This window comes from Zobellia sp. B3R18, assembly GCF_018860715.1.
In the GTDB taxonomy this organism is placed as follows: Bacteria; Bacteroidota; Bacteroidia; order Flavobacteriales; family Flavobacteriaceae; genus Zobellia; species Zobellia russellii.
Window position 1 is genome coordinate 1861170 of record NZ_JAHKQG010000011.1, and the last position, 23552, is coordinate 1884721.

The 23552-nt window shown below is 36.2% G+C and carries 16 protein-coding genes; 8 read left to right on the forward strand and 8 right to left on the reverse strand.

Annotated elements, in window-relative coordinates:
• Nucleotides 1-61 precede the first annotated feature (61 nt).
• From KO513_RS14270 to KO513_RS14290, 5 genes are all read right to left on the reverse strand, one after another.
• Nucleotides 62-895: an alpha/beta hydrolase family protein gene (locus KO513_RS14270; RefSeq protein ID WP_215913908.1), complete on the reverse strand. Its 834-nt coding sequence runs from the start codon at nucleotides 893-895 to the stop codon at nucleotides 62-64.
• A gap of 224 nt (nucleotides 896-1119) precedes the next feature.
• A complete protein-coding gene (locus KO513_RS14275) occupies nucleotides 1120-1617 on the reverse strand; it encodes a VOC family protein (protein ID WP_215913909.1) in 498 nt (165 codons plus the stop codon).
• A 78-nt stretch (nucleotides 1618-1695) separates the two neighbouring features.
• Nucleotides 1696-2511 carry an AraC family transcriptional regulator gene (locus KO513_RS14280; RefSeq protein WP_215913910.1) on the reverse strand — a complete coding sequence of 272 codons (816 nt, stop codon included), beginning with the start codon at nucleotides 2509-2511 and terminating at the stop codon, nucleotides 1696-1698.
• Between the two features lie 365 nt (nucleotides 2512-2876).
• The gene (locus KO513_RS14285; RefSeq protein WP_215913911.1) at nucleotides 2877-3425 is read right to left on the reverse strand and encodes a hypothetical protein; all 549 of its coding nucleotides are present in this window, start codon (nucleotides 3423-3425) and stop codon (nucleotides 2877-2879) included.
• A gap of 32 nt (nucleotides 3426-3457) precedes the next feature.
• Nucleotides 3458-3622: a hypothetical protein gene (locus tag KO513_RS14290; RefSeq protein WP_215913912.1), complete on the reverse strand. Its 165-nt coding sequence runs from the start codon at nucleotides 3620-3622 to the stop codon at nucleotides 3458-3460.
• A gap of 205 nt (nucleotides 3623-3827) precedes the next feature.
• Here KO513_RS14290 and KO513_RS14295 point away from each other — a divergent pair, with 205 nt between their 5' ends.
• Nucleotides 3828-4100, forward strand: coding sequence for a hypothetical protein (locus KO513_RS14295; RefSeq protein WP_215913913.1), 273 nt, complete (start codon nucleotides 3828-3830; stop codon nucleotides 4098-4100).
• A 101-nt stretch (nucleotides 4101-4201) separates the two neighbouring features.
• Here the strand turns inward: KO513_RS14295 and KO513_RS14300 are convergent, their stop codons facing one another.
• From KO513_RS14300 to KO513_RS14310, 3 genes are all read right to left on the reverse strand, one after another.
• Nucleotides 4202-4879: a hypothetical protein gene (locus KO513_RS14300; RefSeq protein ID WP_215913914.1), complete on the reverse strand. Its 678-nt coding sequence runs from the start codon at nucleotides 4877-4879 to the stop codon at nucleotides 4202-4204.
• A gap of 362 nt (nucleotides 4880-5241) precedes the next feature.
• On the reverse strand, nucleotides 5242-5772 hold the full coding sequence (locus KO513_RS14305) for a hypothetical protein (protein ID WP_215913915.1): 531 nt from the start codon (nucleotides 5770-5772) through the stop codon (nucleotides 5242-5244).
• A 695-nt stretch (nucleotides 5773-6467) separates the two neighbouring features.
• Entirely contained in the window at nucleotides 6468-6650 is a 183-nt protein-coding gene (locus KO513_RS14310; protein WP_215913916.1) for a hypothetical protein, read from the reverse strand.
• A 1-nt stretch (nucleotide 6651) separates the two neighbouring features.
• Between KO513_RS14310 and KO513_RS14315 the strand changes: the two genes are divergently transcribed.
• The 7 genes from KO513_RS14315 (at nucleotide 6652) to KO513_RS14345 (ending at nucleotide 23548) form a co-directional block, all read left to right on the forward strand.
• Nucleotides 6652-10794 (forward strand): hybrid sensor histidine kinase/response regulator transcription factor, encoded by a 4143-nt coding sequence (locus KO513_RS14315; RefSeq protein ID WP_215913917.1) that lies wholly within the window; start codon nucleotides 6652-6654, stop codon nucleotides 10792-10794.
• Nucleotides 10795-11204: 410 nt separating this feature from the next.
• Nucleotides 11205-14462 carry a SusC/RagA family TonB-linked outer membrane protein gene (locus KO513_RS14320; RefSeq protein ID WP_215913918.1) on the forward strand — a complete coding sequence of 1086 codons (3258 nt, stop codon included), beginning with the start codon at nucleotides 11205-11207 and terminating at the stop codon, nucleotides 14460-14462.
• Between the two features lie 20 nt (nucleotides 14463-14482).
• Nucleotides 14483-16054: a SusD/RagB family nutrient-binding outer membrane lipoprotein gene (locus KO513_RS14325; RefSeq protein WP_215438061.1), complete on the forward strand. Its 1572-nt coding sequence runs from the start codon at nucleotides 14483-14485 to the stop codon at nucleotides 16052-16054.
• Between the two features lie 156 nt (nucleotides 16055-16210).
• Nucleotides 16211-18454 carry an alpha-N-acetylglucosaminidase gene (locus KO513_RS14330; RefSeq protein ID WP_215913919.1) on the forward strand — a complete coding sequence of 748 codons (2244 nt, stop codon included), beginning with the start codon at nucleotides 16211-16213 and terminating at the stop codon, nucleotides 18452-18454.
• 3 nt (nucleotides 18455-18457) lie between these two features.
• Nucleotides 18458-20761 (forward strand): family 20 glycosylhydrolase, encoded by a 2304-nt coding sequence (locus KO513_RS14335; protein ID WP_215913920.1) that lies wholly within the window; start codon nucleotides 18458-18460, stop codon nucleotides 20759-20761.
• Between the two features lies 1 nt (nucleotide 20762).
• Nucleotides 20763-22154, forward strand: coding sequence for an arylsulfatase (locus tag KO513_RS14340; protein ID WP_215913921.1), 1392 nt, complete (start codon nucleotides 20763-20765; stop codon nucleotides 22152-22154).
• 26 nt (nucleotides 22155-22180) lie between these two features.
• Nucleotides 22181-23548 carry an MGH1-like glycoside hydrolase domain-containing protein gene (locus tag KO513_RS14345; RefSeq protein WP_215913922.1) on the forward strand — a complete coding sequence of 456 codons (1368 nt, stop codon included), beginning with the start codon at nucleotides 22181-22183 and terminating at the stop codon, nucleotides 23546-23548.
• Nucleotides 23549-23552 lie beyond the last annotated feature (4 nt).

A 23552-nucleotide genomic window follows, 5' to 3' on the forward strand; every position in this document is an offset into this window, starting at 1 on the left:
AGTATATGAAACGCAAGATGCAAATGTGAGCTGTGATTTTATATACTTGGTTGAGACCTTGTTATTTTATTTCATTCAAAAGTTGGGTCCAAATTGTATTTTTAAAACGTTCTTTAAATATTCCAAAATGTCCGATTTTATCGACTTGAAAATCATTTGGATCTAAATGTACTGATTTTCTTTTTGCATTCTTGTATTTCATGGTCATCCAATCCACGGCCTCTTTAGGTGCAAAATCATCATCATCTATACTATAAGCGGTTACATTTGTCTCTACTGTTTCATAGAAAGTTTCATTGATAGATGTATCGCTAAAAATGTAATCTTGGTTCTTTCCCCAATTTCGCCATTGATTGGCAACGTTTTTTGGAAGATTTTCCATTCCGCTAATTTTCTTGGAATTAAGATAGCTGAAAATAGTTATGAGAAACGGAAAAAGAACATACCAATTGAACCACATTTTTATTCTTCCAATTCCTTTCCAGTATTTCCAGTAACCGGATTGCGCTGCTACTAAAACTATTTTGTCCAATTTGTTAGCTGATTTAGCCAGCCCAATTAGTTGCCCTCCAATGCTATGCCCAAGAATTACTTTCTTTGATTTTGGGTAATTATTTATGACATATTGTATTATGCTCTCTAAATCATTGCTACCCCAATCTGCAGCGTTGGTTTTTAGTTCTTTGATAGGTCTTTTTAGAGAACGACCTATGCCGGTATAATCAAAGGAGACAACGGTGATTCCATTATCTTCGGAGAATTTGGCGAATTTACCATAGTACTCCTGCTTTACCCCTGTAGCCGAAGCAATAATTAAAACGGTCTCGCTACTGTTATCATCAAATAAAGTTGCTGATAATGTTTTAGAGTTATTTTGTATTTCAATCTCTTTCATTTCTATACATTGTGCCCTATGCACAAGTTAACGAAAAAACTATATAGGCTTCACGCAAGACAAATGAAAGGTTGTTGGCTTTTGGTGGTAGGAGAAATACAATAAAGAACTCAAAAACCTGATTTTTGAAACTTTGGGCCTGGAATGCTAATGTTTCGGATTTAGGAAGAATTTACTTGTTTTTTATCTCAGTTCTTTTTTATGGGTTCGCTTTTTTTTCTGTGTTAGTTCGGTGAGTTAAGAGCCATTTTGTTTCCTTCTGAATCAAGGAATATAGCAAAGTAGCCACTTTCGTCTGCATGAGCTGTTTTAGGAACTATTATTTTCCCTCCATTCTTCTCTACTCTGTCAAGAACCACTTGGAAGTTTTCTCCTGCATTTAAGTACATTGTTACACCATCCGCAGATGGCATGTATCCATCTGCCATTATTATAACACCTGTTACCATTTGTCCTTCATAAGGTAATATTCCCATTTGCATATCTTCAACATCCATTTTTTCAATTTTAATGTCCAATAATGTTTGATAAAAATTAATTGCTCGTGAAATATTAGTTGCTGGAATTTCAAACATTGAAATGTAACTTTTCATATCTGCTACTTTTAAATTTGTAAATGTGTCTTTTGTCATTGTTTCAGAATTTGCTCTGCCCGAATTGGTGTATGAACCAAAGCAAACTACTGAAACCAACGAAGCTAAAATTATTCTCTTGACCTCCATTGATGCGCTAGTTTTAATTCAAGTGCAAATTAAGAGGAAGCAAAAAGTCAAAATAGTAGAAATGCGACACTATTGGGATTATTTGTAGAAAAGTGCGGATAGGGTCATGTTTTCATTGTCTGAAAGTTCCTTTGGAGTTATTCCAACAAGGTCTTTGAAATCCTTTATGAAATGATTTTGGTCGAAATATTCATTCTCGTAAGCAATGTCCGTCAGGGTTTTTGATTTTTTATTGAGTAGCAATTGTAAAGTTGCTTGAAGTCTAATGGCTTTTCCTAATTGTTTGGGGCTTATACCAATTTGTTTCTTAAAGAGCCTTTCAAGTTGTCTTCTCTTTGAAATATTATCTTTCAAGATAACATTTATTGGAGTCGTTCCGTTTGCTTTGAGAAGAGCATCAACGGTTGATTTCACGATATTGCTTATGGTATCCTTTTCGTTGAGTTTTTTTAATAGAAAGGATTCAATAATATTAATTCTTTGTAGGGTGTCAATAGCTTGAACCATCTGCTGCTCTAATTCTATGGCTTCTGCTTGTCCAAAAAGTTCTGTAATAGGCGTTTCCTTGTCTACCAAGTTTTCAAGAGGTGTTTTTACGAAGTTTACAAATCCAATAGGATAAAAGCAGATTGCGAAAGTGTTAACGTTACCAACGGGTAAAATGTGATATGATTTTGTTCTCTGCCCCATTACCATTGCATCGGGGTGGAGTATAAAGTCATTTTCTGAGGTGTACCTTTTAATTTTGTCCCCAAAATTGAAAGTCATTTCTATACAGCCGTCAGGTACGATTTTTTGTTTTTGATTTTTTGGGTCAAAAGGCACCTCCAAAGTCCAATAAAATTTGACTATGGATTCTAAATCTTTATGTGGTTTAAATGTTTGGTAATTCATCTACAAAGGTGTTTTATAGAGCGACGTACAACGGCAGCCTATCTCAAAACCACCTAAGATTTTTAATAAATTTACACAAATTGGGACAGTAAGGGTAAGGTGTAAAAGGAAAGTTTCATTTTTTGGTTGTGAGTCCAGAGTACGGTGGAGCCCGTTTTCGGTATGCTAACACAATTTATGGGGTACAGGCCAACTTGCTTTAACGGGGTATGTAAAAAGTGGTACTCAAGATTACGATTTATCTTCTGACCAGACATAGAAAAAGCCCCTTGAAAAGGTTTATGTGCATCCGTTTTTTTGTCTTGTCAATGGTTTGTGCAACGGTTATTAGTGTTGTGTGTAGGCTTTTTTTTTCAATTATTTCATTATAGTATTTTAATTCCTAAAAATTGGTCGGCCAAAATCAATATTGAACTTACCACCATTACAATTAATGTCGTCCAAAGTTGGAATTTCCATTTTAAGTCATATTTTTTTGAGATTTTGTAAACCATTAAAAATAAAAGTCCACTTACAATTATTGGTAAGGTAAAAGTTCCAATTCCCAAAAACGAACTTATCCGACCTTCGTCATTTGGGTTTAGAAAATTCATAAGTCCAGCCAAAAATCTCATATAAAACGCTGTGAACAAAAACAGATAAAGATATTTATTCCAATTCCGAAATTCTAAAAGAATAAAAACAATTAACCCTTGTAAAATCGTAACTATTGGTCCAGAAGCAGAAATAATGATTTTATCCAAATTAGATGGGTTTTCTCCATCCGCGGGCGAGACCCCATTTATTCTCATTATGGATTCGTATCCCAATAATTGACTTGTCGCCCAATGAACAAATTCGTGAATAATCCAAGTAAAGAACACGGTAAGTATTCCATAAAGAACATATTTGAGTGTAATTTTCTGGCCGGTCATTCAGTTTTGTTTTTTCAGCTTATGCACAATGTCTAGGCTATGGCAAGTAGGGCAGGCAAGGAAACTTTTCGTTTCCGTCTGGTCTGCGAGCCAGAGCTTTTTGTTCTGTAATTATTTTTTTTAATTGCCAAATCCAAAAGATTTGGCGGACTTAGTAAACAATCCCAAGCCATTAAATTTAACACTTTATGCCCCATTTGCTATAGGTTTTGTGTGTGCCCAGTATGGGCATCTTTACCTTATAGCAATATAAGGATTTATTTAGAGGGTGTAAGTCCCTTATGCGCTGGAGTAACTTCTGGAAGCATTAGTAAGTCGCAAGGGTGGTAACTGCGAAGTTACATCTGAAGAAAGCGAGACTGCAAAACTCGGTACCGACGAAGAGGAACCGTATACAGAGGCATGTTCATCTGGGTAAGCAAGCACATCATTGTAACGCCCCAAGAGAACCAAAAGGATGATTATGTAGATACGGCGGTTATTGAGCGAAAGAAGATGTTCTTACCTGGGGAGGTCTCCAAAGCTACGTGTAGCTACATGGAGAAGTCAGCAGAGGTCATAGTACTTACGGGCAATGAGCTAGGGCATTACCCTAGAGGTCTCACAGGTAAGGAAGGACCGAACGTAATTCTCTTCGAAATTCGCATAGGAGCACAGGTTGTAGCCTATGCCTAAATTAGAAGATAGTGCCAAGGGTGGAAAGAGCCTTGGTTTGATGATTTACGAACCGCCGTATACGAGACCCGTACGTACGGTGGTGTGAGGGGTGCACTCCGTCATTTGATGGAGGAGCCATCCACTCGATTGTAGCTAGTTATTCTTTCATAATATTTAAAAATTGTGATATTTTCATCTTCTGCTATTTTATATAATTCTGCAATTTTCTCCATAATTTTCACTTCGCTCAGTCTTTTCCATTTATTCAAATTAGTTGAAGTGAATATTCCAAGACCATTAATTTGGATGTCTCTTATTTTATATTTAGAGTTAAATTGATTTATTTTAACGGTATCGCTTTCAATATGAGAGAATACAATGGGCACAGTAATCCAAACCTCTTTTTTCGATGGACTTAGCCTTAAAATAAGCGGTGAATTACGATTTACGCCTACTAGTTCGAAGTCCATAAAATTGTATCTAAAGTCATTTTTTACAGGACGAACTTTAATTCCTAAATCCTTAACCAAATCCTTGGGGATTCCATCGTGGAAATCAAAAATACTTTTGGCTTTAAGATACCCGGCCACAAAACCAAGGAAGGCTATCAATAGTCCCAGTGAGTTTCCAAAAAGAACTGCTATTAAAAAAACGTATATCGGGTTTTCTTTGGTTCCAGTTTTTATGGCAACTGCAATCGAAATAGTTGCAGCTATCAACGTGAAAATTATTCCGCATAGTTTTAGACAGAACTTAAATGTTTCCTTATTGAGTTTAAAATAATCTATGAGTTTCATTATAAATTGCACACAACGGTTGAGCTATGAACAGTACGGGAGCAAACTAGCGTTTGCTTTCCGCCACGCACGTAGCGAAATCTTTTTGTTTTAAATTTTGTCCCGCTAAAAGCAAAATCCAAAAGATTTTGCGGACTTCATAAAATTACGCAAACCCTGCGAATACGCCCGAAGCCCGTATTGTTTATAGGTTTTGTGCTTGTTGCACAAGCTGTAATTTCATAAAATTATACATTTTTAGCTTTATGTAAATTTGTAACTATTTGATTTTTAGTTGTAATTTTTCTAAAAGATTATGAAAATTATGGGGTTCAATTGAAAAATACAGTTGTGCAACGGTTACTTTTATTGTAGCCAGTTATTTATCTCGGGGCGAAAAATTTATGTTTTAAGGGAACTTCTTCATGAGCAAAGTCTTTTAATATCAGTAATTCTTTTTCTACCCATTGATTCCATTTAGACTGCAACGAACGTTCTGAATATACTTCAGAATCGTACTCATCCTGTTTTAGGGATAATTCAAGTTCTATTTTCTTATAAATATCGTCACGTTTCTCAAAATACTCATATTGATTAGAGCAATTTTCGGCTATTCGCTTTCTTAATTTTCTTGCATAAAGTTCAGTAATGTCAAAATGAAGTTGCTCATGAGCAAGAACGCTGCTGTCTCTTTCCGAGGACTTAAAATAGGAAAACTTAGGATTGAAATAGCTTTTAACAATTACTTTTGTTTTTCCTGTCCATACATTAACAGGGTTTTCTACTCTCAATCCAGAAGATGTAGCCGCTTGAAAAGGTCTTTTTACCGTACTACCCTTAAAATCCAATATCCTCAAAGGTCTATTTTCATTCCAATAAACCCGGTTTTGACCATTTTCTGGATTGTTATTCATAATTTTAGGTGAACAAGCAGTTACTAAGATGATGATAAAAAAAAGTTTTCTCATTTGGTATAATTGGCTACAACATTGTATCAAGCAACTAGTTGCTATGCATCTCTTTTAACGGTAATTTACTCAAATCTTGGATACTGCCAATCTATGTAGGGAAATAAGAAATTATTACATGTATAATATACCTTTACAAACGCTTAGTAGGTGGTGTTTTTTTGTTCGCATAGCGTAATAAAAAAAAAGAAATACAAGGCCTAAAAAAAGGCTTCTGATTTTTCAAAGGCCTTTTTTGCTTAGTAGCGGGACTGGACTCGAACCAGCGACCTTCGGGTTATGAGTTTGAAAAAATGCCCGAATTTTAGCACTATTTTAGATATATACTTTAAAACCGTTTACCGGACTGTTTACTTTATTAGTATTAAATTTTCTTCAAGTCTGAAGTAAACAATAACTCCGTTTAAAACAATTGTTTCCTCCTCTAAAACTAGAAGGCGATTTTGATTCTATACATTTATAGGTTTATCATATCTAGTTTTTTGTATTCCTCATAATTTTGTTGAGTTCAATGCCAATAAAATAGGATTCATTTTTTGTTAAAAATGGGAATAAGAGTGCCTCTAAATGAAAATTGTCAAATAGTTTTTCAAATTTCATCAAGTAGATAGTTTCTGCAGACAGTTTTTGCTACATTAAACTTAAAGCGTAATTTCAACACCATAATCTTCTGGTAGATTTTCTTCATTTGAATTATAGCGCTTTGGTGTTTTTATAAAGGAATTGAAAAATGTTGTTGGCAAATTAATGGTCAGGTTTATTCTATATACAAAGTACTCGCACAAGATCAAAACAGGTTTAACTACGGTTTTTTTATTCTTCACTTTGTTTACATATGGTCAAAATCCTGCTTATGAAGTAGGAACTTTAAATGATCAAAACGGCATTACGGATAATGTGGTGTCATCCATTTGCAAGGACAGTTTAGGTTTTATTTGGATAGGTAAAATGGATGGCTTGTTTAGATATTCGGGATATGATGCAGAAGTTTATTCAGCATCATCTAGCGACAACAAAGGGCTAAGTAATCCGTGGGTAACAGATATTATAAGAGATGGTCACGAATTGGTAATTGGAACCAAAAGAGGCGTTAATTTTTTGAACACGAGGACAGGTGTATTTCAACAGCTCTTTCCATCAAATACAAATAAAGAGTTAAGTAATGATATTACGTCATTATTAAAACTCTCCAGCAATAGGTTGTTGATTGGAACCGGAGGCGGGTTATTATTCACAGAAAAGGACAGTTTATTTCAAGCTAGAGAAATTCCTTTATTCATAAAAGGGAGAAAAATAGAAAAAATAAGAGTGACCGATATAGTCAACTCTTCCCAAGGAGTTATTGTGAACACCGAATATGGGATTTTTTCGCTTTTGGAAAATGAAAACCGAGCGGTTAAGTTAGTCTTGTCTTATGAAAATCAAGAGCTTACGGATATATATTCTGTATATGTAACCAAGAGTAAGCATATTCTTTTATCTACTAAACGGGGTTTTTTCTTTATAGATATACAGGTACAATCAATTGACGGTAATCATGAAATTGTTGTAAGTCCTATTGCAGAATTATATAACAATTGGCCTCCAACGAAAAGGGTGAATGTGGTTTTGGAAGACTCAAGAGGAACTGTCTGGTTGGGAACAGAGGGCAATGGTGTGTTTTCTTATGTTAAGAGAACTGCCCAATGGCAAAATTATAGGTTTGAGATCGGTCAAAAAAATGTTTTAAAAAACGATTTTATTAGAACTCTTTGTGAAGATCAATCCGGTATGATATTGGTTGGAAGCGATGCTGGGGTAAACACGTTAGTTGCAGAAAGCAACAGATTCCAATTGATTGAAAACTTAACTTGTTCCAACAAAAAAGAAGATGTATCCAATGTGCATTCTATACTTAAAGATAAAAATGGCAGACTTTGGATAGGGACAAGAGGTAATGGACTTTTTGTAAATGAAAATGAGTTTTCCATAAATGTTCATCCGGATGAAAATGGCCGGATGGGACAAATTCGATCCATAATTGAGGATACCAATGACAATATTTGGGTAGGAACGCAAGAAGGGGTTTATATTTTAGATGGAGACAATATGGAAACCTCAGATATTGAGGCATATTTCAATGAAGTGAAACCTTCTTTGCTTCATGAAGAAGAAGTATATCATATTTTGGAGGATAAAGTTGGTAATATATGGATCAGTACTTCAAGTGGTCTTTATATATATACTGGCGAGCAAAATCTAAGAAAAATCACTAATACCAACATTGAGACTATCTTAGATAAGAGAATAGTATACTCAATGTTATTGGACAGTAATGAAAGGATATGGATGGGAACATTAAATGGGACCGTTGCTTTTTTGGACTTAAATGATTACGATAATCCATACTTGTTTTCCGAGTATATAGGTAAATCTTTAAATTTTCAAAGGATAACAGTAGCGTCAGATTACAAAGAATATTTTGAAAATTATGGGGTCTATTCTCTTACCGAAATTGTTGATGGTACCATTCTCGCCGGCACTAACTTTGGAGTTTGTAAAATTGATTTAGAAAAAAAGCAAATAGCCCCTCTTTTTTCTGCAAATAGAATCAATGCCCCGTCTAATCTTACCAATAGCTACGTTTATGGTTTGCTTTACAATAGAACTCAAAACCATTTATGGGCAAGTACTAATAATGGTTTGTTCTCATACGATTTTAGTACTGGAGGAATTGAGAACTTTGGAATCAAAGATGGTTTACAATCATTAGAATTTAATGGTAATGCTATTCATAAAGATAGTGAGGGGAAACTCTATTTTGGAGGCGCCAATGGTTTAAATATTTACGACCCTTCTTCAAATTTTGAAAAAAGTAGTTTTAAGCCTAACATAGTTGTAACAAAAATATATGTAAACGGAAAATTGTTGGATAACAATGTGGCCAATGACGTTTTAGATAAAGAAGTTACCTATACTAGGTCACTAACGTTATCTTCAAAACAGAACACAGTAGGCTTTGAGTTTGCGTCTTTACATTTATTACATCCATTAAGTAATCATTATAAATGCAAGTTGGTAGGGATAGATGATAATTGGATTGAACTCAAAAACAAGCGTTCAATCAATTATGGTAATTTGCCCAAAGGGATTTATAGCTTTCAACTTATGGCCACTAACAATGATGGGGTTTGGAACAAAGTTCCACTTACTATAGACCTAGAGATACTCCCGGCATGGTATAATACTTGGTATATGATGTTATTTTGGGTGCTGTTAACTTTGACTATTGTAGCTTCTTTCACTCGTATTTTGATAAAGAACCATAATAAGAACAATGCATTGAAAATTAAAGAAATAGAACAGGCAAATTTGCAAGATCTTTATGAATCTAAGCTAGTGTTTTTTACCAATTTGTCACACGAACTTAGAACACCTTTGTCTTTGATAATAGATCCTATAAAAACCTTGATGTCACACAAGGAAATTTATAGTAAAAAACCCGAACTCTTTAATGTCTTGAACAACAATGTAGATCGGCTAAAAAGATTGATTGATCAAATAATGGACTTTAGAAAGTATGAATATGGAAAACTGGAACTTAAGGTAGTTCACGCGGATATAGTTCAGACAATCGAATCTATTACGGCGTCTTTTGCTTTTCATTCCGTTCAACAAAAGATAAGGTTCAAGGTAAAATTACCATCCAGTAAATTGCCAATGTATTATGATCAGGATAAAATTGAAAAGATAGTTTACAATATTTTGTCCAATGCTTTTAAGGCAACTCCTGCAGAGGGAACGGTGAGAATTTCTTTAAGAAGTTTTAATCCTCAGAAAACAAAAAAGTTGAATAGGTATAAGGTTATATGCGGAACTGATAAGTTGGAAGAATTGCAAAACCATATATACATTAAAGTAGTGGACAACGGTACAGGGATAAGGGAAAGTAACCTTGAGGAAATTTTTACTCGATTCTATCAGGATAATACTATAAATTCTGGAACAGGAATAGGACTTTATATGGTAAAGCAGCTGACCGAATTACACTCAGGTACAATTTTAATTAAAAGTAAGCGGCATAAGGGAACTTCGTTCATTATTATTTTGCCTAAAAATGAGGATATTTACAGCACTTCTTTAGTTGGTAATCAACCAATATCTAGTGAAGATAAGGAGTTAGAAAAGCCAAGTACATTAATTCTGAGGGACACAGAAAATACAATTGTTAACGATAAGAAGCATAGTGTCGCAATTGTTGAGGATAATGACGAGTTGCGAATGTATCTAAAAGATATTTTAGAGCAACATTACAATGTATTTACGGCTACCAATGGTATTGAAGGTTTTGAGCTGATTAAAGATGAGATACCGGATTTAGTTTTGAGCGATGTGGTTATGCCAGAAATGGGTGGGTTAGAACTTTGTAAACAAGTAAAGAACAATTTTGATACGAGTCATATTCCAATAATATTGCTCACCGCTAAAACTTTTGATTCTCAAAAAGTAAGCGGTTTACAATCTGGTGCGGATGTATATCTTACCAAACCGTTTAACCGGGATATTGTTCTGGCTACTATAGCAAACCTGATTAAAGGCAGGGAAAAGCTAAGATTGGTTTTTCAAAATGAAAAGATACTGGAGCCATCAAGAGTTACCGTTACCTCAGTAGATGAAACTCTTATGTTAAAGTTAAAACAGTATATAGAGGAGCATATTCAAGACCAGAATCTTACTTTAGAACGCATGGCAACTGAAATAGGGGTGAGTAGGGCTCAGCTTTTTAGAAAAATGAAAGCGCTCACCGGTTTAACACCTAATAATTTTATTAAGTCAATACGGTTAAAATTTGCGGTACAGCTATTGGAGGAAAACAAATTGCAAATTTCTGAAGTTGCATTTCTTTGTGGGTTTAAAGAACCCAGTTATTTTTCTAGATGTTTCAAGGAAACCTATGGGTGCAGCCCTAAGGAATATTTACAATCCTAATAAAGAAGTAAAGATTACTATTGTCTCTTGTTCTTAAAGTTATTAGGTCACCTTTTTACTTAGGGTATTCTACTCTAATTTCAAACCTAGTTTTGGTAATAAGCTTACAAACAGTTTATTATTTCTTTCTTCAAATCAATTTAGTTTTTATTCTCAATTCGGGTATATAGAAAAGGTTAGTCTACATCAATTCCTTCTTCTTTTTTACAGTTTTAACGAAATGATTGTGTAAATATCTTGTAATAAGGCTGTTTGATACGATTTTATCAGTATTTGATACTTGTTTATCAGTGCAAAAGACTTCTTCATTCTAATTTCAGATCGTCTAAAAGCTCAATCAATAAATGAACATGGGAAACATTTATTAACGGGTTATAAATGACTAACAGATAACTTAAATAAGACCAAGTATGAAGAACAAACAAACCAAAAAACAATTTTTGCTGGCACTGATGTTTTGCCAGTTGATTTTTGTGCAAAACATTTTTGCGCAGGAAGAAGCCTCAGATAAATTAGAGGTTACAGGTGTGGTAGTAGATGAGTTTGATATGCCCATGCCTTATGTAAATGTGTATGTTAAAAATACACAGTCTGGTACATTAACTGATTTGGATGGAAAGTATGCTATACAAGTTAAGCCTGGTCAGATTCTGGTATTTTCCTATGTAGGGTACAGCAACCTTGAAAAAACGGTGTCTAACAGTACGGAACTCTCGGTGTCTTTGGAACCCGATACAAGCGAGTTGTCCGAGGTTGTGGTAACGGCACTTGGCATTAAAAAGGAAAAAAAAGCTATTGGTTATGCAGTAGATGCAATATCCGCAGAGGAGATAAATTCTACAGGAGAACCTAATGTTCTTTTAAATCTTTCCGCTAAGGCACCAGGGGTTCAGGTCTCTGGTTCTTCTAATGGGGTAGATGGATCTCCAAGAGTCCTTATTAGGGGGGTAACCTCTCTTTCTTCGGATAACCAACCTTTATATGTTCTGGATGGATTACCGTTGTTGAGCAATAGGTCGTTGTCAGAAAGTTTGTTTACATCTTCAACCGGGCAATCAGATTTGGGAAACCCATTATCAGATATTAATCCCAGTGATATTGAAAATATCAGTATTCTAAAAGGGGCAAGTGCTACTGCGTTGTATGGGGCAAGAGGAGCCAATGGGGTTATTATGATTACAACCAAAAAGGGCAAATCGGGTCAAAAGGGCTGGGGAGTGAACATAAGTTCTACAACTACCTTTCAGTCTGCATTAATTTTACCCGATCCTCAATTACGATATGGTCAGGGTAACAATGGCGAATATTCATATGTTGACGGAAACGGTGCCGGAATTAATGAATCTGAAACTCGGTTATGGGGTCCGGAATATCTTGGTCAGCCTGTTTCTCAATGGGACCCGCAAACAGGAGGGGCTGTTGTTAAGCCATGGTTGCCATATGGCGCAAAAAATCTGGATAATTTCTTTGAGACGGGGCACACCTATCAGCAAAACCTTTCACTTACCCATGTAACTGAATCATCTAATGCAAGGCTTTCCTTGGGGCACCAAGATATAAAGGGCATCACTCCCAATACGGGACTTGAGCGTATTACCGGAAGTTTTAATTCAACCTTTAGATTGGGAGAGAAGCTTAGTCTGAATTTTGTAGCAACAGGGTCAACAATGAACAGTGATAACAGGACCAACTATGGTTTTGGGAGTGGGGGAATGTGGCAGGCTCTTTTTATTCCTACTAATATTGATATAAGAGATTTAAGGGACTATAAGGATGAATTTGGCAATAAAAAAAGTTTCTATCAAAATGGCCCTAACCCTTATTGGGACCTGTATGAAAATGTCAACCCTTTAACACGAACAAGATTCAGTTTTAACGTTGGGTTGGATTATGCAGTTACTGATTGGGCATCAATTCAGGCCAATGTATTTCAGGATACCAATACTACTGAATATGAAAGAATAGTAGCAAAACATCTTTTCAATAATGGTAGTTACCAAGAAGGACTTGACCTTAATAAAGAAGTAAACGCAGACCTAAGGTTAAACTTAAACCATGATGTACTAAAGAACCTGAATGTGAATGTCATGATGGGGGCCGCCACCAGAAATGAAAAGAGTAAAAGTAAATTCGCATCTACAGATGGGGGCTTATTAGTGCGAGAAATTTATAATTTGGGCAATTCGGCCAAACCTGCTACGGTTAATAATGCAAAATCTGAAAAGGAAGTCAATAGTGTTTTCAGTTCGGTAGAATTCAATTTTAATGATTATTGGTTTGCAACATTTACGGGGAGAAATGATTGGTCTTCTACTTTGCCAAAAGATAATTGGTCATTCTTTTACCCCTCGGCTTCAACCAGTTTTATTTTTACTGATGCCCTGAGTATTAAGAATAAGATTCTTAGTTATGGTAAATTACGGGCAAGCTGGGCAAAAGTAGGTAATGATACGCAGCCTTATGCGTTAGATAGGTTTATCACTCGTAGTTCCAATGCCTTTAATGGACAACCTGTTGCTGGTATAGATAATGTAATACCTGCTACCACTTTAATTCCGGAGGAATCAACATCTTTTGAAGTGGGAGGAGAACTGTATTTGTTCGATTCTAGGGTAAAGCTAGATGTAGCTTACTATAATAATGAATCTAGCAATCAGCTTATTCGAGTAGAAAATGCATGGGAACGTGGGGCTAGATTCGCATTTATAAATGCAGGAACTATTACCAATAAGGGTATAGAGGTTAAATTGGATATAACTCCATTTGAAACCAAAGATTTTAGGTGGGACTTAAATATGAACTGGTCAAGAAACAGGGGTAGTGTTTCAGGATTTCCCGAAGACTTGGTTGATTTTAAACATATAGCCGCTTGGTTCGGCCCAGAAATACGGGCTACAAATGGTAAGCCCTATGGGCATATTGTTGGGTTTGAATATTTCAGGGATACCCAAGATGCTTTGGCCAATGTTCCCAATATGGCAGATGATTTCAATAACTTCGGATATAGTGCAGAGAACAATATTTATGGAACTGGTAAGGTCCTTACCCGAAATGGCTTTCCTATGCACAACCAGTGGAGAGGGACTAGAGACCTTGGTGTTTCGGCTCCTTTAGATTGGACAGGAGGTATCAGGAACAGTTTTAATTACAAGAACTTCAATCTTAATTTTCTTTTTGATTTCAGGTATGGAGGAAAGATTATTTCTACTACTTACCAGTATATGTCTTTGAACGGATTAAACCCGGATAGTGCTGGTGATAACATTAATGGTGTAGCCGTAAGAGAAAGTACAGATGATGGAGGAGGCTTTATTTTTGATGGAATAGATGTAGAAACCGGTCAGCCAAATACCACAGCAATTAGTACACAAGATCTTTATGCCAACTTTAATTATCCTACATCGGCTTTAATGAGAGATGCTACGAACATTAAGTTAAAAGAACTTTCTATCGGGTACCGGTTAGATAGTAAGATTACTAAAAAGTTAGGATTGGCCGATGTAAATATTTCCCTAATAGGTAGAAACCTTTGGTTGATCAAGAACAATTTAGACGGTATAGATTCTGAAACGGCCAATATGGGAAGCCTCAATAACGGCTCTGGTTTTGAAACGGGGTCTTTGCCCAACACAAAGAGTTTTGGAATGAATTTGTCCGTTAGTTTCTAATAGAATTAAAATATAGCGATATGAAATATATAAAGTATATAGTGATGGTCGGTCTTACAATGGTTTTGCTGCAGGCCTGTACCGATGATTTCGAGGAAATAAATACAAACCCCAATGCACAAGTAGTAGGTAGTAATGAAAGTTTATTATTGGGAGCCCAGATTCTTGCTGCTCGAGAATTGTTAGACAATATTAATAGTAATAATAAAGGTGCGGCCAAATGGGTGCAGTATTACACCAATACAACGGCCCCTACTGATTTTGTAGCTTCTAATCCAAGAGAGGATATTAATGATTTTTGGGTCTACCAAAATTTGGTTACCCAGACCATACCTCTAATCGAAAGGATTCTTGATAATACAGAAGAATCTCCGCAACCTAACTATAAGGCAGTGGCGTTGACCCTTAAGGCATGGATATATGGTAATATGACCGAACTTTGGGGCCCTATTCCCTTTTCAGATGCCCAATTCGGTGAAATATCGGAGGAAGAAAGGTATAACAAGCCTAAGTTTGATACACAAGAGGAAATTTTAAAATCGGTATTGGGTCTTTTAGAAGAAGCAAATCAGACCTTTGATTTGTCCGGTGAAGCTAGTGTAGCCCTAAACGGAGAAAGTGATGCTTATGCTGGCGGCGATTTACTAAAATGGAAGAAATTCGCTAATTCTTTACAGGTTCGAATTCTTTTAAGAATTTCTGATGTGGATAGCGGCTTTGCAAAACCCAAATTGGAGACCATTTTCGGGAACGCACAAAAATACCCTTTATTAGAAGGAAACGAGGATAATTTTGGTATGACATGGGAGACAACTATTGGTTCTTATTCTGACCCTTTTGCTCAATATATCGAGAATAGCGCTAATTCACCTATAGCTGTTACCGGTTTTGTCAATACTCTGGGAAATCTTCAAGATCCAAGAATTAAGGTGTTTCTTGATCCGGCACCGGGTTATTCGGACAGTGAGACATACACTGGCGTTCCTCCCGCTTTTGATGAAGAGAACCCTAGTGGTTATACAAGGGTTGCATTGGATTCGGTAAGCCAATTATCCCAAACCTATACCACAGCGCAAGAAAGATTTATTATGACTTATTCTGAGTTGCTCTTCATTAAGGCAGAGGCAGCCAGTAAAGGTATTGAGACAGGGATTTCGGCAGCTCAGGCATATCAGGATGGTATTAAGGCGCATATGGAACAACTAGAAATTGATCCAGTTATGATTGATACCTATTTGACTTCGTCCGATGTGATTTTTAACCCATCCAATGCTTTGGAACAAATTATTACCCAACGATATATAGCTCAGTTTGGTCAAAGTATAAACACCTTTTCAATGATTAGAAGGACGGGGTTGCCTAAATTGGACTTTTTTGACATAGGAATAAATAAAGAAAAGGGATACCCTGTACGAATCGGATATCCACGTGAGACTATGCAAAACTTCAATCAGGCCAATTTTGAAGCCGCTATTCAGGGAGTGAATATAGTTGATAACGTATTTGGAGACCCATTGTGGTTTGCTAAGAATGCTCCTACGGTAAAAATGGAACCGACCATTCAAGGCGGTCCTGTTCTATTCAGTTATTAGTGTTTTTGTTTAGTTAGTTGAGAAGGCTTGTTGCATGGGGGTTCCCCAACTTATATTATGTTGCCCTGTCAATGAGCCTTTTGTAATGATTTAATGTTTGTGGGTATTCAAATTGCCATTATTACAAAGCCTATAGCTTTAAAGTTTTTATAGTTTATGAGAAAATTTGTTAGTGCACTATTACTGTTAATTACTGTTACTACATATGGTCAAGTTGGAAATTCAGATGCGGAACAAGCCGCATATGGTATTTTAAGTCGCATTTTGCCCAAGCATATCACATCTTTCGCTTTTAAGGAAATAACTGCATCTGAAAACAAAGATATTTTTGAAATAGAAAATGGAATAAGTGGTAAAATCATTATTTCTGGAAATAGTGCAGTGGCAATGGCATCTGGTCTTGACTGGTATTTGAAAAATTACTGTAATGCCCAAATTTCGTTAAACTACAACCAACTTAATTTACCGGAAAGACTTCCAAGGCTGACCTCTAAAATTATAAAAGAGACTCCCTTTGATTATCGCTATTTATTCAATTATTGCACTTATGGCTATACCATGCCATGGTGGAATTGGGATAAGTGGGAAGATATGATCGATTATATGGCTCTTAAGGGTGTAAATATGCCTTTGGCCATGATTGGGCAAGAAGCGGTTTGGCAAGAAGTTTTTAAAGACCTTGGAATGGGGCAAAGACAAATTGATGATTTTTTTGTAGGACCTGCTCACCTTCCATGGGGTTGGATGGGTAACATTGATGGTATGGGAGGGCCTTTACCTCAAAATTGGATTGAGCAACGAAAGCAGTTGCAGTTAAAAATATTGAAAAGAATGCGTTCCCTTGGGATGAAACCTGTACTTCAGGCATTTACGGGTCACGTTCCTCAGGCACTAAAAGAACTATATCCTGATGCCAATATTTTTCAAATTGAAGACTGGGCCGGTGTGGAGGGAACCTATTTCTTGGACCCAACAGATGAGCTTTTTCAAAAAATAGGAACAGCGTTTATAAAGAAACAGACTGAATTTTATGGAACAGACCATCTGTATGATGCAGATTGTTTTATAGAGGTAGATCCTCCTTCTAAAGATCCTGAATTCTTAAAACAAGTTAGCGAAAGTGTCTATAGCTCTATGGCCCAAGCTGATCCCAAAGCAACATGGGTTCTACAAGGTTGGTTCTTTTTTTTCAGACAACAATTCTGGACCAAAGAAAGAGGGGAGGCGTTTTTAAACGGAATTCCAAAAAACAAGGCCTTGGTACTAGATCTTTATGGAGAAAAAAATCCAACATGGAACAAAACCGATTCCTTTTTTGGGCAACCTTGGATATGGAATGTAATTTGTAATGAAGATCAGAAAGTAAATATGAGCGGTGATCTTGAAGAGATGCAGAGACAGTTTCAAGTAGCTTTTACATCGGAAATAGATAATAACCTTAAGGGTATTGGAGTAATTCCAGAAGGTTTGGGCTATAACCCCATAGTACAGGATTTTATTTTTGAAAAGGCTTGGAACCCTGCAAGGGTTAACGTAAAACACTGGGTTGAGAATTATGCTGCAGTCCGTTACGGAACAAAAAATCAATCCATAAAAGAGGCCTGGAAACTTTTAGAAGAGTCGGTTTACGGAAGAACCAGAACTATGTGGTCTCCATTGATCACTACCCCAAGATTGATGATTTTTGAGGCAGGTAGTGAAGAAGATATTAGGCATGTACGAAAAGATTTTAAAATAACTGAAGAAGACCCATTTGCATGGGATTTTGATGTCTACAAATTGGCCAAGGCTGGTGATTTTCTGCTTGATGCAGCAGATGAACTACAGGCTGTTGAAACTTATAATTTTGATGTTACCAATGTATATAGAGAATTGCTATTTAGTCTAACGCATAAATATATCAATGATTTAAGTGTGTCCTATCAAGAAAAGGACCTGCAAAGGCTTAGCAAAAGTGCTCTGCACTTGTTTAAGTTATTGGATGATCTCGAGGCCATTACCGGAACTAATGAAAACTTCTTGCTAGGAACATGGTTGGAAGATGCCAAAAGTTGGGGTGCTACCTCTGAAGAGAAATCATACTATGAATGGAATGCGAGAACCATAATTACAATTTGGCAGCCTTATCCAGAGGGTGGACTAAGGGATTATGCGGGTAAACAGTGGAATGGTCTTTTTAGTGGGTACTATAAACCTAGATGGGAGCTATTTGTTAATCACTTAAAAAAATCCTTGACCATGGGTATGGATTTTGATTCTAAGGCCTTTGACGCAGAAGTAAGGAAGATGGATTATAAGTGGACTCGTTCTCATCAAATATACCCTACTGCCCCTACGGGTAAGACTATAGATGTAGCCCGTAGGTTACAAACAGAGTATGCTCACTTGTTCAAAAAATAAAACATGATACTAAAAAACACATTCTTTTTAAGTCTATTCTTTTTGCTCTTTGGGACTCTTTTTGGAGAAGCTCAAACGACAAATTCACATAATGAAATTTTGAATTTGGTTCCTAGCCCTAAAGAAGTTACCAAACCAAAGGGCTATTTTAAATTAAGCGGGCCAATTCTAGTTCATGCTGATCAATCTAAATTAAAACCACTAGCTGAAATATTAGTCAATTATGTAAATCATATTTCCGATTCGGACTTGAAACTGGGAACGGGCTCGGATAATAGTAGTAAGATATTTCTTCGCATTAACAAGAAACTAAATGAAAACACCCATACGATTAGGATAGGCCGGAAAATTGAAGTTGAAGGGCAAAATTATGAAGCGGTAGCCAATGCTATTGCCAGTTTGGTGCAATTGATTAGGGTTTCTGAGGGTGGAAGTGTAATACCAAGAGTTTCTATTACGGATAGTCCCAATTCTGACTTTAGGTCTGTAATGTTAGATCTCGCTAGGTTCTGGCATCCTATAGAAACTATTAAAGAGACCATAGATTTGCTTTGGCTTTATAAAATAAAGTATCTAAGTCTTCATTTAACGGATAACAAGCGGTTTACATTTCCTTTGGAAAAATTTTCAAAAGTAAATAAAACAAATTCGGACGGTAGTCGAGAGTTCTATACCAAGGAAGAACTGAAAGATCTAGTGGAATATGCAAAGGATAGGGGAGTAACTGTTATTCCTGAAATTGAGGTTCCTGGTCATTCCGGTATTTTGTGGAGTACTTATCCCGAAGTTTTTGGAAGCGTAGATGAGCAAACTAACGAGGCAAAACCGTTATATGTGGTTAATATGGCCAAAGAATCCACTTACACGGCTATGAACGAAATTATTAATGAAGTTGCTGAGGTGTTTTATACGAGTCCATATATACATGTTGGTGGTGATGAGGTGTATTTGGAAAACTTAAAAAAGGTCCCGGAATACTATGAGTATACCTTAAAACACAATTTAAAGGAAGCCGCCAATGGGGATGCAAACGAACTTTTTTGCCACTTTATAAACCGAATGAACCATATGGTAAAGGCAACAGGGAAAAAGACTATTATTTGGGAAGGTTTTCATGGTACGGGGTCCAAACATGTTACGGTGGATAAGGATATTATGATTATCGTTTGGAATACTACGTATAATCATCCTCAAAACTTATTGGACAACGGTTATAAAATTGTCAACTCTACATGGGTGCCATGGTATATGGTAGGAGCTATGAATTTTGCCCCAACGATTAGAAAAGCATATGATTGGAATCTAAAAAAATGGTCGCATTGGAATGATTCTATAGAAGATATTGAGGTGGATAGTGATGAAGGAATTATGGGAGGACAGATCTCTTTCTGGGAGCAAAACCACTTCAAGGTTATTCCTGTTTTAAGAAAGAGAGTGCCAGTATTGGCCGCTCATCTTTGGAACGGGCATATAGATACGAATTACAATAACTTTTTAAAAACACTTGAAAATACAGATCAGTTGTACTCTAGTCTTTTTAATCCAGTAAAAACAAAAGTAAGTGGTCTGGCAAATGAAGAAGACCAACGATTTACCGAAAAAATCACAATAAAGTTTGAGTCAAAGGAGAAAGTGGATTTCAAATGGCACTATTCGGACTCTTGGAATCTGCCTAAAATGCGAGAAGCAAAGTCATATAAAAATTCCATTGAACTTAAAAAAAGTGGAGTTCTTACCGTGCAGGCCTTTACTAGCTCAGGAGAACCACTGGGGCATCCTCAGCAGGAGTACTTTCAAAAAATAGAGCCAGCCTATTCGTATGAAGTATTTAGTCCCATTCCCAAGGAAGGTTGGGAAAGTGTACCGGATTTTTCGGGATTGAATGTGGTTAGGGAAGGTGTCACAGGCTTTATGAGTAGTAATCGTCTAGATAAAATAAATGGAGAACTCTTTGCCAAAGTCGAAAGAGATGGGCATATAGATACTAGATTTTATGGACTTTACAATCCTTATGCGGTAAGACTTAAAGGACAAATATATATTCCAGAGAATGAGAATTACACCTTGCGACTTACCACAGATGATGGTCTTTGCAATATTTTCATAGATGATAACCTTGTTGCTAAAGGAAGTGAGTTAAGTAAGGTGGCTGAGGATTTTCAGATAAAGCTATCTAAAGGTAAACATATCGTGAAGATAGAATACTATTATAGAAAGATTCAGAATCAATTGAACGTAAAATATAAAACCGATAAAATGAAAGATTTTCTGCCTTTTGAAAAATTGGTTGCTCCTTTAAAAAATTAGTATGAAAAATATAACTCTTGTATATATAGTGATTATGGCTTGTCTTTGTTCAAGCAAAACTACGAGTTCTGTGTACGGGCAAGTAGAGGGGTCAAAGCCTAATATTATCTTCATTCTTGCGGATGATTTGGGATACGGAGATCTAGGGTGTTACGGTCAAGAAACGATAGTAACACCAAATATTGATCGTATGGCTTCTCAAGGATTACGTTTTACCCAACACTATGCAGGTGCTACGGTATGTGCACCATCTAGAAATAGTCTCATGACTGGTCAGCATATGGGTAATACAACAATAAAATCTATGGAAAAGCCTATAAAAGATGATGATCTTACCGTAGCCGAGGTACTTAAGAATGCAGGTTATCGAACAGGAGTAGTAGGGAAATGGGGTTTGGGCAATGTAGGTACAACTGGTTATGCTAATGCACAAGGATTTGACTACTCTTTTGGATACTATGATCAGATTAGGGCACATAACTACTATCCGGACTATCTTATGGAGAATGGCCAAAAGTTTCCTTTACAAAACAAGGTGATTTATGTTTCAGATAGTACCAATTACGCTGTAGGTATTGGTAATGCCGCTGTAGAAAAGAAAGAGTATTCTAATGATTTATTTACTCAAAAGGCTTTGGATTTTATAAAAAAGGATGCGGATACCCCTTTTTTTCTATACCTCGCTTACACCATACCCCATGCGAACAATGAGAGTTTTTTAATTGATGAGCACGGTATGGAAGTACCGGATTTTGGAATTTACGATAAAGAACCATGGCCTTCAGAAAAAAAAGCTGGAGCAGCAATGATAACCAGGTTGGATACTTATGTGGGACAAATATTGAAATTCTTGAAGAAAAATAATCTTGAAGAAAATACACTTGTCGTTTTCACTTCCGATAATGGACCGCACCAAGAGGGCGGTTGGCGATTGAATTTTTTTGACAGTAATGGGCAACTAAGGGGGATGAAAAGAGATTTATACGAAGGTGGCATTAGAGTGCCGTTTATAGCAAGGTGGCCAGGAAAGATCAAGGCGGGAGAAACGGGGCAGGTAACAACTTTTTGGGATTTTTTGCCAACTGCATGTGAATTGTCAGGGCAGGAGATACCCATGTCAACGGATGGAATATCATATTTGCCTACTTTGTTGGGTGATGTTGACCAACAAAAACAACATCCTTTTTTGTATTGGGAGTTTAAGACAAGTATTTCAAGACATGCAGTTCGTTCAGGAAGTTATAAACTGGTAACTATCCAAGATTCTAAGACTGATTCAACTAGTATTGAGTTGTATAATCTTGATAATGACGTATCGGAAACAAAAAATATAGCTGATGAAAATCCTGCAGTTGTGAAAAATTTAGAAGCTGTAATAAACAGGTTTCGATAGAATTTTAAAATAAAGTTGATATAAATATGAGTGTACGCTATAGAAAGACAGATTTGGTCAAACAAAGAATATATGCTTCCACATTGTTTGTAATGTTTTGCGTATTTGGAATACTATTAAATGGTTGTGGAGAAAAACCCGAAAAGCATATAGCGCAAAAAGAAACTATAGCATTATCTGCTTCTAACGAGCAAGAACTGAAGAATATCTATTCGCATTTAAATGAAAATTTCAAGCATTTAAGCAATAAGGTCATACAGCCAGCAGAAGGCTATTTAGAGTATCCATACCTGATACCGGCCGGATTCTATAAACAAATGTGGGATTGGGATGGGTTTTTTATGGGCAATTATTTTGTTAGTAAAGATAAACCTGAATATCTAAAGTTTTGGGCGTTGAATTTAATAAAGGGAATTGATAAAGAGGGTTATGTGTCCGGCTGCGCAACAATAAACGGACCTCGCCCTATATTTGGGAAGTTTGCAATGAAACCTTTTTTGTCTCAAGGAGTCTACCTGGCCTCTAAAAAGTTGAATGACTTTGAATGGATAAAACCTCACTATAATCAGATTAAAAGAGTTTTGGAGTATAGAGAGAAAACACAGAGAGATAGTGTTACCGGTTTGTTTTTCTGGGATATAGCCATGCAGAGTGGAGCGGACAATAACCCGGCACTTAATTATTTCATAGAAGATAAACGTTCTTTTTTGGCTCCGGATGCAAGCACATGGCAATACAAAGAATATTTGGCTCAGTCTGCAATAGCAAAAAAGCTAGGGATTAAGGAAGACGCTATTTTGTATGAACAAAAAGCGGCAGAACTAAAGATGGCCATTAATAAAATCCTATGGTCAGAAGACGATTCAATTTTTTATACGGTAGATAGAGAAACAGGTGATTTCTATAAAAGGGTTACGTTTTCCTCTTTTTTACCATTGGTGACCAACATTGTTTCAAAACCCAACGCGAGCAAAATGATAGAGACTTATTTGTTAAATGAGAATCATATGAAGGCAAAGTATGGCTTTAGAACACTTTCTGCACAAGACCCTGATTATAACAACAAGAATATTATTGTGCCCTTTTCAAACTGGCAAGGACCTGTATGGCCTATAGCCAATTATATCTATTCAATAGGATTAAAAAATTATGGATATGACCATGAGGTGGCTTGGTTGGCACAAACGGTGGGCAATTTGTTATTGACCGATATTAAAAAGTACAAAACTACCCATGAGAACTATAATGCGGATACTGGCCAACCATTAGCTCCAAGTGATGACCATGTTGGTGAAGACGGAAATATTGTGGGTTTTATTAGTTGGAATTTATGTATTGAAAATGTACTTGACGGGGTGGTAAACAATAATTGGATGTTACTGGAAATAAAATAATTCA